The following is a 13,778-nucleotide window of genomic DNA, read 5'->3' as shown; positions in this document are numbered from 1 at the left end:
TCCTTGAAGTGCCGATGGAGCGCGAGCCCCGACAGCATCGCTTATTTCCACCAGTACTCGACCTGCAAACCGACGTTCGCCCCGTGTCGGGCAGTGCCGAAGACACCACTGTCGGACAGCGCGGAGCCGGCCGCCAGTTCGTTGGCCGCGCGTTTGGCGGCCTCGTTCCAACTGGCATAGGTGTAATACAGGCGCACCTCGGGCCGCGCCCAGAACTCCGGCCCCTTGGGCGACCAGGTGGGCGCGAAGGTGAACTTGCTGAGTTTGCGGGTGCCACCGGGCGCCTCCACCTGATCATGACCAAACTCGGTCACCAGCTTGAACTGCTCGGTGATGGCATAGGCCGGGCGCACACCCAGGGAGATCCAGTTCTGGTCCTGGCCGTCGGGGCGAATGTCCTTCTGATAGACCGCCTCTACCTGGCCGCCGAAGCGCGGGGTGACCTGCCAATCGAAGAACTCCACCAGGCGATAGCTCTTGTTGCCGTCATCCAGGTAGGGATTGCCGGTGTAGCCCAGGCCGGCACCAGGCCCCTCACCGTATTGCAGGGCCAGTTTGTTCTTGCCGCCAAAAAAGTCTTTCTGCACATGCTGGGTGGTGATCGCCCAGCCATTGTGGGCACCACGGCGATCGGGCTTTTCCAGGTAACTCAGGCCCAGCTCCAGCTCGCCGCCGGGGTTGGTCTGGAAACCGGCAACGTTGAAGTCGTGACGGCTCACGGCCTGCTTCTGGTAGAGGTTGTCCTTGCGGGAAAAGGCGTAGCTGTATTTCAAATCACCGATGCGCACGTCCTCGACCCCGCCGCCAGTGGCGCTCTGGTTCCAGTAGTAGAAGTCGGAAATATGGATGTCGTTACGCTTGTAGTAACGGCGCCCGGCCCACAGCGAGCCGCCATTGAGGCTGGGCAGGTTCGACCACTGGGCGTACATCTGCGGCATGCGCGCCGAGCCGTTTTCGCCCTGGAAGGTCAGGTTGCGGTCGTAGCGGTTGTAGAGCGAAGCCATGCCGTCGACGCTGAGTACCGAACCGTCCTCCAGGGTGTACAGGTCCTGGCGCAGCTCAAGCTCGGCGTACTGCTCGCACTCGTTGCCCAGGCGGTACTTGGAAGGCGCGCCGGGTAGCTGAAAGCAGGATTGCGGGCCGCTGTTGACCGAAGTGCCAAGGCCGCTGCGCAGGTAGCCGGCGAACTCCAGGGCCTGGGCCGGAAAGGGCAATGCCAGGCACAGGCAGGACGCCGCCAGGCCGCGATTTATTGTTGTTTTCATAAGCCACCCCATTATTTTTATTGTGATATTTCGATCCGCAGAAGCCGGCTTGCCGACGAACGAAGCCCTGCGCTGTATCTGCAACAGCGCATTCACGGCAGAGGCAAACCGCCCGGCAGCTTCTGCGAGGATTGTCAGCAGTCGGTCAGGTGCAGGACGAAGGACTCATAGGGCCGCAGCCGCAAATGCCGGCTGCGGGCGCCATCCCCCGGGTAGTTGCTGATCAGCAGACGCTGCTGCATGCCCGGCTCGATGACCTCCTGCGGCAATTCAACCTCGCACGGCGAACCGTAGAAGTTGTTCACCACCAGCAGTCGCTCGCCCTGCCCTTCCCGCACGTAGGCCCAGACCTGCGGATGCTCGGGCAGCAATTGGCGATAGACGCCGTGCTGGATCAAACCCTGCTCACGGCGCAACGCGATCAATTGGCGATAGTGGTGCAGCACTGATTGCGGGTCGTCGAGCTGTGCCTGGACGTTGATCTGGCCAGCGTTGGCCGCAACCTCGATCCAGGGGGTGCCGCTGCTGAAACCGGCATTGGCCCCGGCATTCCACTGCATTGGCGTACGCCCGTTGTCCCGGGACTTCTGCTGGATCGCCGCCATGATGGCCTGCGGCTCTTCACCGGCCTCGCGCTTGAGGCGGTAGATGTTCAGGGTCTCGACGTCGCGATACTGCTCGATGCGCTGGAAATGCGGATTGGTCATGCCCAGCTCTTCGCCCTGATAGACAAAGGGCGTGCCCTGCAGCAGGTGCAATGCGGTGGCCAGCATCTTCGCCGACACCACACGGTGTTCGCCGTCGTCGCCAAAGCGCGATACCACCCGGGGCTGGTCGTGGTTACACCAGAACAGCGCATTCCAGCCGCCACCGGCCTGCATGCCGGTTTGCCAGTCGGAGAGGATGCGCTTGAGCTCGAGGAAGTCGAAATCGGCTCGCAGCCACTTCTGCTGATTGGGGTAATCCACCTTCAGGTGATGGAAGTTGAAGGTCATGGACAGCTCCTTCGACTCCGGGTTCGAGTAGCGGATGCAGTGTTCCAGGCGGGTGGACGACATCTCGCCGACATTCACCAGGTCATGGCCGGCGAACACTTCCCGATGCATTTCCTGCAAGTACTCATGAACGTTCGGGCCATCGGTATAGAAGCGCCGGCCATCGCTCTGGTCCTCGGGGAAGTCCGCAGGCTTGGAGATGAGGTTGATCACGTCGAGGCGAAAGCCGCCGACGCCCTTGTCCCGCCAGAAGCGCATCATCTTGAAGACTTCGGCGCGCACCCGTGGGTTGTCCCAGTTGAGGTCGGCCTGGGTGTGGTCGAACAGGTGCAGGTAGTACTGGCCGGTCTGCGCTTCGTATTCCCAGGCCGAGCCGCCGAACTTGGACTCCCAGTTGTTGGGCTCATCGCGCCAGATGTAGAAATCCCGGTAGGGGTTGTCCAGGCTGCTGCGGGCCTGCTGGAACCAGGCGTGCTCGATGGAGGTGTGGTTGACCACGATGTCCAGCATCAGCTTGATCCCGCGCTTGCCGGCCTCGGCGATCAGCAACTCGCAGTCGGCCATGCTGCCGTAGCTGGGGTCGATGGCGTAGTAGTCGCTGATGTCATAGCCGTTGTCGCGTTGCGGCGAACGCAGGAACGGGGTCAACCACAGGCAATCGACCCCCAGCCAGTGCAGGTAGTCGAGCTTGTCCACCACTCCCAGCAGGTCGCCGGTGGCCTGCCCTTGGTGGCTGTGAAAACTTTTCGGATAGATCTGGTAGATCACCGAACGCTGCCAGTCTTGCATGGGGGAATCCTTTGGAAAGTGCGAGGGCATTCGCCGGCGAGCCGGCTCCTGCAGGGCCGGTCAGGCCACTCGGTAGCCGGGACGGATGATCTTCAGGCTCAGGCCGCAGGTCAGGACGAAAGGCACCACCAGGGCGACGACCATGCCGATCACGAACATCGGGATGTATTGCGGAATGATCGAGATGAACCCCGGCAGCCCACCGACGCCGATAGCCGAGGCCTGGACCTTGTTCAGCGAGAGGAAGATGCTGCCCAGGGCCGAACCGATCAGCGCGGCATAGAACGGAAACTTGTAGCGCAGGTTGACGCCGAACATCGCCGGCTCGGTGATGCCGAAATAGGCCGAGATCGCCGAGGTCGAAGCCATGCTGCGGTCCCGGGCATTGCGGCTCATGGTGAACACCGCCAGGGCCGCGCTGCCCTGGGCCAGGTTGGACATGACGATCATGGGCCAGATAAAGGTGCCGCCCTGGGTGGAGATCAGTTGCAGATCGACCGCCAGGAACATGTGGTGCATGCCGGTGATCACCAGCGGCGCATAGAGCAGGCCAAAGATCGCCCCACCCACCACCGGCGCCAGGTCGAACAGGGTGACCACGCCTTCGGTGATCAGGATCCCCAGATGGCGGGTCACCGGGCCGATGATCGCCAGAGCCAGCACCCCGGTGACCACGATGGTGGTGATGGGCACCACCAGCAGGGTAATGGCGTTGGGCACCCGGGCCCGCAGCCATTTTTCGATCACGCTCATCACATAGGCTGCCAGCAGGATCGGCAGGATCTGCCCCTGGTAGCCGACCTTCTCGATCTGGAACAGGCCGAGGATGTCGAAGTACGGCAGGCTCTGGCCATCCAGCCCGGCCACGGCCTTGCCGTAGTTCCAGGCGTTGAGCAGGTCCGGGTGCACCAGCATCAGCCCCAGGACGATGCCGAGGATCTCGCTGCCGCCGAAGCGCTTGGCTGCCGACCAGCCCACCAGGGCCGGCAGGAACACGAAGGAAGTGTTGGCCATCAGGTTGATCAGGCTCCACAGCCCGTCCAGGCCCGGGTAGGCCTCAAGCAGGGTCTGGCCCTCGATGAACATGCCCTTGGCACCCAGCAGGTTGTTCACCCCCATCAGCAGGCCGGCGATGATCAGGGCCGGCAGGATAGGCATGAACACATCGGAGAACACCCGCACCAGGCGCTGCATGGCGTGGGTCTTCTGCGCGCCCTTGTCCTTCACATCGGCAATGGTCGAGGCCGCAAGGCCAGTCTGCTCACGCAGCGCCGCATAGACCTTTTCCACTTCGCCGGGGCCGATCACGACCTGGAACAGGCCACCGGTGAAGAACGATCCCTTGACCAGGTCGATCTGGTTGAGCGTGGCGCTGTCGACCCGGCTCGGGTCCTTCAGGGCCAGGCGCAGGCGGGTCACGCAATGGGCAGCCTGCTCGAGGTTGTCGGCGCCACCGAGGCTGTGCAGCAACTCGCTGGCGATCGTTGAATAGTCGTGGCTCATGCTCGTTCTTCCACCTGAGATTTTTGTTATTGGCAGCACGCCGAGGAGGAAACTACTCGTCTGTACGAGTTAAATCAACAACTCGTACAGACGAGTTTGGATTTTTCTTCGAGCCAACGCTCGAAATGTGCTTTTCCGAGCCGACTCCGGCCTGCCAGGTACATGGACAAATACCCCGCGCAGCCCTTAAGGTGCCTGCCTTGAGCACAGCGCGGCACAGAGCCATCCCATGAGCAAATACAACCAGATCTACAGCGATCTGCTTGCCAGCATCACCACCGAAGGTCTGGAGCGTGGCGCCCGCCTGCCTTCGGAAAGCGAACTGATGGACAGCTACCAGGCCAGCCGCGGCACCGTGCGCAAGGCCATCGAACTGCTGCAGGAGCGCGGCTTCGCGCAGAAGATCCACGGCAAGGGCACCTTCGTGCTTTCGCCCAATCCCATCGAGTTCCAACTGGGCGGCATCGTCAGCTTCCAGGAAACCTATCCAGGCCTGGGGGATGACGTCAGCACCGAGGTGGTGGAGTTCAGCCAGTTTCCTCTCGAAGGCCCGCTGCGGGCCCATCTGCAAGCCGAAGAAGGCAGCCTGATCACCCGGATCAAGCGGGTCAGGCGCATTGACGGCAAACGGGTGATTCTCGACATCAACCACTTTGTCGCCGATCTGATTCCAGGGCTGGACCGGCAGATCGCCGAGCAGTCGATCTATGCCTACATCGAACAAACCCTGCAATTGAGCATCAGCTACGCCCAACGCACCATCGAGGCCAGCCCGCGGAGCAAGGACGACCAGCAGTTGCTCGACCTGGACGGCCAGAGCCACGTGATCGTGGTGAGCAACCAGACCTTTCTGCAGGACGGGCGCCAGTTCGAGTACACCGAATCACGGCACACCCTGGACAAGTTCTACTTCTCCGACGTGGCGCGGCGCTAAGCCCCACCCTGCCCCATCAGCCCAGCAAGGCCACCAGTTCACCGCTGAGGGGGCCGATGCGCTTCGACTCCTTGGCGGTGTTCACCTGCTGCGCCACCCGCGCCACCTCGATCACCGGGTGCTTGAGGGCGTAGCCGCCCTTGCTGTCCAGCCAGCTCAGGACCTCCGCCAAGTGCCACAGCGAAGCGCTGCCTTCATGGATCGCCAGGGGAAAGCTGTCGGCATGGCCGAGCATCAGCTTTCGCATGTTCTGCCGGGACACGCCGACGATCTCGGCGATCTCGCTGAGGCCGACGAAATCCGGGCTGGCCTCCACCAGCCGCGCTTCGGGAATGATCCGCTTGATATCCGCCAGGGCACTGAGCAGCGCCGCTTCGGCACTCTCGGCCTCGCGACTGAACTCCAGGGCCAGGCGCCCGGCCAGGCCGGTGCCCACCAGGACGTCGGTGCAACCCGCCGCACCGAGGCGCTCCACCAGTTGCAGCGGATCACAGCCCTCCAGCGGCAGCAAGTAGTTGAGGGTGAACAGGTATTCCATGGTGCTTACTCCTAGCGGGCTGCCGGCGACTTGGCTCCACGCAGCTGGTTCAGGGTGCAGTTATCGATCACCCGGCATAACGCCCGGGCGTGCTGGGTCGGATTCTTCGGCGTGCGCCATACGCTGGTGATGCAAAACTCGCCACAGCGACACACTTCGTTGTTGTACGGACAGTAGATCCGCCCCCAGGCATGACCACCGCCGACCTCGATGCGCCAGCCCTGCCATTCGGCGTAGCGCAGGGCCATTTCAATGTCCTTCTTGGGATGAGTTGCACGAGCCATCCATAGCCTCCAGTATCGCCAGTCACACAAGGTTGTCAACCGACAACCCTGTACCCTCCGATCAAACCCCGCCGCGAACAAGCCGCAGCAAAAACAGGCGGGGGGAGATCCAAGGGTAGAGAGAAGCCCAGGACAAGGGGCCGAGCATGTCTTACGTGATATTGCCGGAAGGCGAAAAAGCGCCGCTTCCAAAGGTCCTGCAACACAAATGCCGATGTGTACCGCAGGCAATCCCCCAGAAACGACAATGGCGATCGACACCCGAAGGTCCCGATCGCCATTGGCTAACGCGAATGGATCAAGCGCCGATCACTCGGCCCCGATCATTCCCACTCAATCGTGGCCGGCGGCTTGCTCGACACGTCGTAGGTGACGCGGGAGATGCCTTCGATCTCGTTGATGATCCGGCCGCTGACGGTTTCCAGCAGTTCGTAAGGCAGGTGCGCCCAACGTGCGGTCATGAAGTCGATGGTTTCCACGGCGCGCAGGGCCACGACCCAGGCGTAACGACGGCCATCACCTACCACGCCCACGGATTTCACCGGCTGGAACACCACGAATGCCTGGCTGACCTTGTGGTACCAGTCGGCCTTGCGCAGCTCTTCGATGAAGATATGGTCGGCGCGACGCAGCAGGTCGGCGTATTCCTTCTTCACTTCACCAAGGATGCGCACACCCAGGCCCGGGCCCGGGAACGGGTGACGGTAGACCATGTCGTACGGCAGGCCCAGTTCCAGGCCCAGACGACGGACTTCGTCCTTGAACAGCTCGCGCAGTGGCTCGACCAGCTTGAGGTTCATTTCTTCCGGCAGGCCGCCCACGTTGTGGTGCGACTTGATCACGTGGGCCTTGCCGCTTTTCGCGCCAGCCGACTCGATCACGTCCGGGTAGATGGTGCCCTGGGCCAGGTACTTGATGTTTTCCAGCTTGCAGGATTCGGCATCGAACACGTCGATGAAGGTACGGCCGATGATCTTGCGCTTCTTCTCCGGGTCGGCTTCGCCGGCCAGGTTATTGAGGAACTGCTCCTCGGCGTTGGCGCGGATCACCTTGACGCCCATGTTCTCGGCGAACATGGCCATTACTTGCTCGCCTTCGTGCAGGCGCAGCAGGCCGTTGTCGACGAAGACGCAGGTCAGCTGGTCGCCGATGGCCTTGTGCAGCAGGGCCGCGACCACCGAGGAGTCGACGCCGCCGGACAGGCCCAGCAGCACGTTGTCGGTGCCAACCTGGGCACGGATCTGGGCAATGGCGTCCTCGGCGATCTTCGACGGGGTCCACAGCGCTTCACAGCCGCAGATGTCGAGGATGAAGCGCGACAGGATACGACCGCCCTGCTTGGTGTGGGTCACTTCCGGGTGGAACTGCACGCCGTAGTAGCGCAGGTCGTCGTTGAACATGCCGGCAATCGGGCAGCTCGGGGTGCTGGCCAGGATGTGGAAGTCTTCCGGCATCTTGGTGACCTTGTCACCGTGGCTCATCCAAACGTCTAGGCCGAACAGGCCGTCGGCGTCGACGTGGTCTTCGATGCCGTCCAGCAGGCGGCTCTTGCCGACCACATCAACCCGGGCATAGCCGAACTCACGCAGCTCGGAGCCTTCGACCTTGCCGCCCAACTGCTCGGCCATGGTCTGCATGCCGTAGCAGATGCCGAAGACCGGGACGCCCAGGTCAAACACCGCCTGCGGGCAGCGAGGGCTGTTGGCTTCGTGCACGGATTCGGGGCCGCCGGCGAGGATGACACCTTTGGGAGCGAATTCGCGGATCGCTTCGTCGTCCATGTCGAACGGATGCAGTTCGCAGTAGACCCCGATCTCGCGCACACGGCGGGCGATCAGTTGGGTGTACTGGGAACCGAAGTCGAGGATCAGGATACGGTGAGCGTGAATGTCGAGGGCCATGGTCAGTCTCGTCTAATTTCAGAAACGACACGGGGCTGAAAAACACAGCCCCGGTTACTAAATTCGTCAATCGCCTCCGGGCCTTGGCCTGGAGGCGATCACTATCAACCTACGCGATAGTTTGGCGCTTCCTTGGTGATCTGCACGTCGTGGACGTGGGATTCAGCCATGCCGGCACCGGTGATGCGGACAAACTCCGGCTTGGTGCGCATTTCTTCGATGTTGGCGCTACCGGTGTAGCCCATGGAAGAACGCAGGCCGCCCATCAGCTGATGGATGATCGCGGTCAGGGTGCCCTTGTACGGCACGCGACCTTCGATACCTTCCGGCACCAGCTTCTCGGCACCCGCGGAGGAGTCCTGGAAGTAGCGGTCGGAAGAGCCCTGGGCCTGGGACATGGCGCCCAGGGAACCCATGCCACGGTAAGCCTTGTAGGAGCGGCCCTGGAACAGCTCGATCTCGCCTGGAGCCTCTTCGGTACCGGCGAACATCGAACCCATCATCACGCAGGAAGCACCGGCGACGATGGCCTTGGACAGGTCACCGGAGAACCGGATACCGCCGTCGGCGATCAGCGGCACTCCCGTGCCTACCAGCGCCGCTGCAACATTGGCGATGGCGCTGATTTGCGGCACGCCAACACCGGCAACGATACGGGTGGTGCAGATCGAGCCCGGGCCGATACCGACCTTGACTGCGTCGGCGCCAGCTTCGGCCAGGGCCTTGGCAGCAGCGCCAGTGGCGATGTTGCCGCCGATCACCTGCACTTGCGGGAAGTTTTCCTTGACCCAGCGAACGCGGTCGATCACGCCTTTGGAGTGACCGTGGGCGGTGTCCACCACCACCACGTCGACACCGGCATTGACCAGCGCAGCAACGCGATCGCCAGTGTCCTTGCCAGTACCGACCGCAGCGCCGACGCGCAGGCGACCCTGGTCGTCCTTGCTGGCCAGAGGGTAAGCCTTGGCTTTCTCGATATCGTTGACGGTCATCATGCCCTTGAGAGCGAAGGCGTCGTCGACGATCAGTACACGCTCGATGCGGTGCTTGTGCAGCAGCTCGCGGACGGCGGTCTTGTCGGCGCCTTCCTTGACCGTGACCAGGCGCTCTTTAGGCGTCATCACTTCACGGACGCTGACTTCCAGACGGCTTTCGAAACGCACGTCGCGGGAAGTCACGATGCCCACCAGGTCGCCGTTGTGCAGTACCGGCACACCGGAGATGTTATGCATGCTGGTCAGTTCGAGCAGGTCACGCACGGTGGCGTCGGCCTCGATGGTGATCGGGTCCTTGACCACACCGGCTTCGAAACGCTTGACCTTGCGCACTTCGGCAGCCTGCTGCTCGATGGTCATGTTCTTGTGGATGATGCCGATGCCGCCTTCCTGAGCCATGGCGATTGCCAGACGGGCTTCAGTGACGGTGTCCATGGCGGCGGAAACCAGTGGAATATTCAGCTCGATGCCACGGGTCAAACGGGTCTTAAGACTGACTTCATTAGGCAGTACTTCGGAATAACCGGGCACTAGGAGAATGTCGTCGAAGGTGAGGGCTTCTTGGCTGATACGCAGCATCGCGGGGGCTCCCGGGCGGGAAAATGGAAGCGCGCCATTATACTCAGACAGCTACCCGGGCTCAATGTAAAACTCTGGCTAATATCGCTGGAGTGATAGATGGAGATATCCGCGCGCTACAACTCGACCTTGACCCAACTTATCGGCTGATCCAGCCAGTCGGCGAACTCGTCGATAAAGCTCTGTTTAAAACCCGCTTCGGCCCAGTTGTTGAAGATAAAGCCCAAGTTGGAAAAACCGCATTCCTGAAGAAACAGAAAGCCGTTGATGTCATCTTCATGGCCGCATTCGGGGCAGGTGAAGTTGTCGGTACGCCCTGGCATCCAGTCTTCCAGGCTTTCGAACAGCGCCTCACCGATTTCCTGCCGGCACTCGGCACAGCCCGCTTCCTCGAGAAAGCCCTTGGCCGGGGTATAGATGCAGCGCTTGGTGATGATTTCCAGGCCATTGATCGGCTCGCCGAAGGGCAGCGCCTCTGGCCGCAGCACCACCTCCCGTGCCCCGGCGGCAATGGCGTGCCCCATGCGATTGCCCGTGCGCCCGCAGGTGCTGAGGCTTTCCTCGACGATGTTCTTGCGCACCAGCCAGCGCACGATCGCCCGGGCCCGGGGCTCGTGCACCGGCAGGGTGGAAATTTTCGGGACGAGGATGCTTTGGGAGTTCATGGATAAGCCTGAAACATGCGGGGACGGTACTCACGCTTTCGCCGGCAAGCCGGCTCCTGTCATCAATTGTAGGAGCCGGCCTGCCGGCGAACGAATTCAAAGGCCCGCAGCTTAATCCCTGGCCCCAGCAGGTCAAGTGCTCAGGTAACGGCCGATCAAGGCAACGCCACTGGCCAGCACCAGCCAGGTCACCAGGCGTACAAAAGCCTCCCGGGACAGTTTCATCGTCAGCCGGCGGCCAATCCACAACCCCAAGGCCATCGCCGGCAACAGGCATAGCGCCAATAGCAGCAGCGGCAACTCGGCATAGACCCCGGCCAGGGCGAACAGGCTCAAGCGCACCACGGTGCTGCAACTGATCAGCGCGCTCTGGGTCGCCCGCGCCGGGTCCTTGGGCAGGCGGCTGTTCAGGTAGATGGCATATAAAAAGCCGCCACTGCCGAAGAGTGCGCCAAACAGCCCACCGACAATCCCCATCGGCACCGCCCAGCCGGCCGCCAGCTGGGTCGGACGCGCCTTCACCCACAGGCTGTAGATGGCGTAGGCACTGATGAACAGCCCCATCAATAGCAGCAACAGATCGGATTTGAGGTTGAGCAGGAAGATCACCCCCAAGGTGCAACCCACTGCCATGCAGGGCAACAGGCGCAGCAACTCCGGCCTGGCCACATCCTTGCGCGAGGGCAGAAGGTTGCCAAAGGCCGCGACAAAATCCAGGAGCACCAGCAGCGGCACGATCTTCGATAGCGGCATGAACAGGATCAGCACCGGCCCGGCCACCAGCGCCGTACCGAACCCGGCAATGCCGAACACTATGTACGCCAGCGCGATACCCAGGCCGATCACCAACCAACTGCCCGGGCCGAAAGACCACTGGTTCAAACCCTCGATTACCACGCTCATCGCTGCGACTTCCCAGTTGAATACGCAGTGACTTTAGCCAGCAGTGAGCCTTGCGACTAATATCGTCGAAGTCGCCAACTCATCGCAAAAAGGCATGCCTCGTGATTTCGACCCGCCAACTGCGCTATTTCGTGGAAATCGCCGAATGCGGCAGCTTCAGCGCCGCCGCCGAGCGCCTGTTCGTCGCCCAGTCAGCCCTCAGCCGGCAGATCAAGGAGCTGGAAAACCAATTGCAGACCCCACTGTTCGAGCGCACCGCGCGCCTGCCGCGGCTGACGGCGGCCGGTGAAGCGTTTTTCCCCAAGGCACGCAACCTGCTGAGTGAATTGCACAAGGCCAGCGAACTGGCCACTCAGGTAGGCCTGGGGCAATTGGGCACCTTGCGCCTGAGCCACTCCAGCACCGTGCCCATGAGCGGCCGGCTACTCCAGGGCATCGGCAGCTACTTGCAGCATTGCCCTGGAGCCTCGATGGACATCGCCAAGCTGTCTTCCGAGGCGCAACTGGAAGAGTTGGCGCAGGGGCACCTGGATATCGGCCTGTTGCGCCTGCCGGTGTTACGTCAACGGGCAGGTGTACAGATCACGCCCCTGTTCGCCGAACCCTTGCTGCTGGCGGTGCCACCTCAGCACCCACTGGCGCTGGACCCTCCGGCCGGGGGCGTCGACCTGGCCCAGCTTCGCGAGGAAGCCTTCATCTCCATCCCCCACCCCCAGCGGGGCGGCTTGAGTTACCTCTCGGCCGAGCTGTGCATGCGCCAGGGCTTTTTTCCCAGGGCGGCGCGGGTGATGTCGCGCAAGACCACCCAATTGCAACTGATCCAGGCCGGCTTCGGCATCGCCCTGCTGCCCGAGTCGATGCAGGACATCGCCCCGGCCAGCATCCGCTTCCTGCCGCTGGCGGATGCCGATTGCCAGAGCACCGTGGCCCTCGCCTATCGACAGGAGCCGACGCCCCTGGTGGCGCAATTCGTCGAACATTTTCGCAATCACTTGTAGTTTATTTGCGTTGTTCCATTCAGAGACAGGCCTTTAAACTGCGCCCCATGATTAAAGATCCCTTCGCACGACTCGGCCTGGACCGCGAGGTCCTCACCGTCACCCAGCTCAACGGCCGCGCCCGGGTGCTGCTCGAGGACGTGTTCAGCAATATCTGGGTGGAGGGCGAGATCTCCAACCTCGCCCGCCCGGCCTCCGGCCATGTGTACTTCACCCTCAAGGACAGCGGCGCCCAGGTGCGCTGCGCACTGTTCCGGCAGAACGCCGCGCGGGTCCGCCAGGCGCTGAAGGACGGCCTGGCGGTCAAGGTGCGGGGCAAGGTCTCGCTGTTCGAAGGGCGCGGTGACTACCAGCTGATTCTCGACACCGTGGAACCGGCCGGTGATGGCGCCCTGCGCCTGGCTTTCGATGCCCTGAAAGACAAGCTGAGCGCCGAAGGGCTGTTCAGCGCCGAACGCAAAGTGCCACTACCGGCCCATCCGCAACGCATCGGCATCATCAGTTCGCCCACCGGCGCGGTGATCCGCGACATCATCAGTGTGTTCCGGCGCCGCGCACCGCAGGTTGTGCTGACCCTGATCCCTACCGCCGTGCAGGGTCGCGAGGCTACGGCGCAGATCGTCCGGGCCCTGCAGTTGGCCGACGCCCGGGGCTTCGACGCGCTGATCCTGGCCCGTGGCGGCGGCTCCCTGGAGGACCTCTGGTGCTTCAACGAAGAAGCCGTGGCCCGTGCGGTGGATGCCTGCGTGACACCGATCGTCAGCGCCGTCGGCCATGAAACCGACGTCTCCATCAGTGATTTCGTGGCCGACGTTCGCGCGCCCACGCCTTCCGCAGCAGCCGAACTGCTGGCCCCCGATTCCAGTGACCTGCAACGCCGGGTCGACAACCTGCATCGACGCCTGGTGATGCGCATGCGCGACCGGCTGGTGCGCGACCGGCTGCGCCTGGACGGCCTGGCCCGACGCCTGCGCCATCCCGGCGAACGCCTGCGCCAGCAGGCACAGCGCCTGGACGACCTGGACATGCGCCTGCGCCGCGCCTTCGAGCGCAGCCTCAATACCCGTCGCGAACGCTTGATCCGCCTGGAAACCCGCCTCGGAGCCCAGCATCCAGGGCGGCAACTGGCACTGCTGCGCCAGCGTCTGGACAGCCTGGCCGAACGCCTGCCCCGGGCCATGCGCGAAGGCCTCAAGGGCCGCCGCCTGCAATTGCACAGCCAGATGCAGACCCTGCATGTGGTCAGCCCCCTGGCCACCCTGGGGCGCGGTTACAGCATCCTGCTGGACGATCGCGGGCAGGCCATTCGCAGTGCCGGCCAGACCCGCCCAGGCCAGCGCCTCAGTGCCCGCCTGGGCGAAGGCGAGCTGCAAGTACGCGTCGAAGACAACCACCTGACGCCCGTCACCCTTTCTCTACTGGATTAATC

The 13,778-nt window shown here is 62.8% G+C and carries 12 protein-coding genes; 3 read left to right on the top strand and 9 right to left on the bottom strand.

Going from position 1 to position 13,778, the window contains the following annotated elements; all coding sequences use genetic code 11:
* Positions 1–41: 41 nt before the first annotated feature.
* The 3 genes from ACUXVH_RS13010 to treP all read right to left on the bottom strand — a co-directional run bounded on the left by ACUXVH_RS13010 (position 42) and on the right by treP (position 4,552).
* Positions 42–1,265, bottom strand: coding sequence for a maltoporin (locus tag ACUXVH_RS13010; protein WP_065365258.1), 1,224 nt, complete (start codon positions 1,263–1,265; stop codon positions 42–44).
* 134 nt (positions 1,266–1,399) lie between these two features.
* Positions 1,400–3,049 (bottom strand): alpha,alpha-phosphotrehalase, encoded by a 1,650-nt coding sequence (treC, locus tag ACUXVH_RS13005; protein WP_065365257.1) that lies wholly within the window; start codon positions 3,047–3,049, stop codon positions 1,400–1,402.
* Positions 3,050–3,109: 60 nt separating this feature from the next.
* Entirely contained in the window at positions 3,110–4,552 is a 1,443-nt protein-coding gene (gene treP, locus ACUXVH_RS13000; RefSeq protein WP_011063187.1) for a PTS system trehalose-specific EIIBC component, read from the bottom strand.
* A gap of 229 nt (positions 4,553–4,781) precedes the next feature.
* On the opposite strand from treP, the gene treR reads away from it, so the two are divergent.
* The gene (gene treR, locus ACUXVH_RS12995) at positions 4,782–5,486 is read left to right on the top strand and encodes a trehalose operon repressor (RefSeq protein WP_065365256.1); all 705 of its coding nucleotides are present in this window, start codon (positions 4,782–4,784) and stop codon (positions 5,484–5,486) included.
* A gap of 16 nt (positions 5,487–5,502) precedes the next feature.
* Here the strand turns inward: treR and ACUXVH_RS12990 are convergent, their stop codons facing one another.
* From ACUXVH_RS12990 to ACUXVH_RS12965, 6 genes are all read right to left on the bottom strand, one after another.
* Entirely contained in the window at positions 5,503–6,024 is a 522-nt protein-coding gene (locus ACUXVH_RS12990; RefSeq protein ID WP_065365255.1) for a helix-turn-helix transcriptional regulator, read from the bottom strand.
* An 11-nt stretch (positions 6,025–6,035) separates the two neighbouring features.
* On the bottom strand, positions 6,036–6,308 hold the full coding sequence (locus ACUXVH_RS12985; RefSeq protein ID WP_065365254.1) for a hypothetical protein: 273 nt from the start codon (positions 6,306–6,308) through the stop codon (positions 6,036–6,038).
* A gap of 323 nt (positions 6,309–6,631) precedes the next feature.
* Positions 6,632–8,209, bottom strand: coding sequence for a glutamine-hydrolyzing GMP synthase (guaA, locus tag ACUXVH_RS12980; RefSeq protein WP_011063192.1), 1,578 nt, complete (start codon positions 8,207–8,209; stop codon positions 6,632–6,634).
* A gap of 104 nt (positions 8,210–8,313) precedes the next feature.
* Positions 8,314–9,783: an IMP dehydrogenase gene (gene guaB / locus ACUXVH_RS12975; protein ID WP_015636874.1), complete on the bottom strand. Its 1,470-nt coding sequence runs from the start codon at positions 9,781–9,783 to the stop codon at positions 8,314–8,316.
* Between the two features lie 116 nt (positions 9,784–9,899).
* Positions 9,900–10,448: a hypothetical protein gene (locus ACUXVH_RS12970; protein ID WP_011063194.1), complete on the bottom strand. Its 549-nt coding sequence runs from the start codon at positions 10,446–10,448 to the stop codon at positions 9,900–9,902.
* A 132-nt stretch (positions 10,449–10,580) separates the two neighbouring features.
* Entirely contained in the window at positions 10,581–11,351 is a 771-nt protein-coding gene (locus ACUXVH_RS12965) for a sulfite exporter TauE/SafE family protein (RefSeq protein WP_011063195.1), read from the bottom strand.
* A gap of 101 nt (positions 11,352–11,452) precedes the next feature.
* Between ACUXVH_RS12965 and ACUXVH_RS12960 the strand changes: the two genes are divergently transcribed.
* A complete protein-coding gene (locus ACUXVH_RS12960; protein ID WP_019093103.1) occupies positions 11,453–12,349 on the top strand; it encodes a LysR family transcriptional regulator in 897 nt (298 codons plus the stop codon).
* Between the two features lie 47 nt (positions 12,350–12,396).
* Positions 12,397–13,776, top strand: a complete 1,380-nt coding sequence (xseA, locus tag ACUXVH_RS12955) for an exodeoxyribonuclease VII large subunit (protein ID WP_011063197.1) — start codon at positions 12,397–12,399, stop codon at positions 13,774–13,776.
* The last annotated feature ends 2 nt before the right edge of the window (positions 13,777–13,778 follow it).

The sequence above is a fragment of the Pseudomonas sp. 8(2025) genome, assembly GCF_052665325.1.
The sequence above is the reverse complement of the archived record's forward strand: the minus strand, read 5'-3'. Positions and strand labels throughout refer to the sequence as shown.

What these genes read in the sequence shown, in the direction of transcription:
- guaA (WP_011063192.1), bottom strand. Translation starts at nt 8,209, where the DNA reads ATGGCCCTCGACATTCACGCTCACCGTATCCTGATCCTCGACTTCGGT.
- ACUXVH_RS12985 (WP_065365254.1), bottom strand. Translation starts at nt 6,308, where the DNA reads ATGGCTCGTGCAACTCATCCCAAGAAGGACATTGAAATGGCCCTGCGC.
- guaB (WP_015636874.1), bottom strand. Translation starts at nt 9,783, where the DNA reads ATGCTGCGTATCAGCCAAGAAGCCCTCACCTTCGACGACATTCTCCTA.
- ACUXVH_RS13010 (WP_065365258.1), bottom strand. Translation starts at nt 1,265, where the DNA reads ATGAAAACAACAATAAATCGCGGCCTGGCGGCGTCCTGCCTGTGCCTG.
- treC (WP_065365257.1), bottom strand. Translation starts at nt 3,049, where the DNA reads ATGCAAGACTGGCAGCGTTCGGTGATCTACCAGATCTATCCGAAAAGT.
- ACUXVH_RS12990 (WP_065365255.1), bottom strand. Translation starts at nt 6,024, where the DNA reads ATGGAATACCTGTTCACCCTCAACTACTTGCTGCCGCTGGAGGGCTGT.
- treR (WP_065365256.1), top strand. Translation starts at nt 4,782, where the DNA reads ATGAGCAAATACAACCAGATCTACAGCGATCTGCTTGCCAGCATCACC.
- treP (WP_011063187.1), bottom strand. Translation starts at nt 4,552, where the DNA reads ATGAGCCACGACTATTCAACGATCGCCAGCGAGTTGCTGCACAGCCTC.
- xseA (WP_011063197.1), top strand. Translation starts at nt 12,397, where the DNA reads ATGATTAAAGATCCCTTCGCACGACTCGGCCTGGACCGCGAGGTCCTC.
- ACUXVH_RS12970 (WP_011063194.1), bottom strand. Translation starts at nt 10,448, where the DNA reads ATGAACTCCCAAAGCATCCTCGTCCCGAAAATTTCCACCCTGCCGGTG.
- ACUXVH_RS12965 (WP_011063195.1), bottom strand. Translation starts at nt 11,351, where the DNA reads ATGAGCGTGGTAATCGAGGGTTTGAACCAGTGGTCTTTCGGCCCGGGC.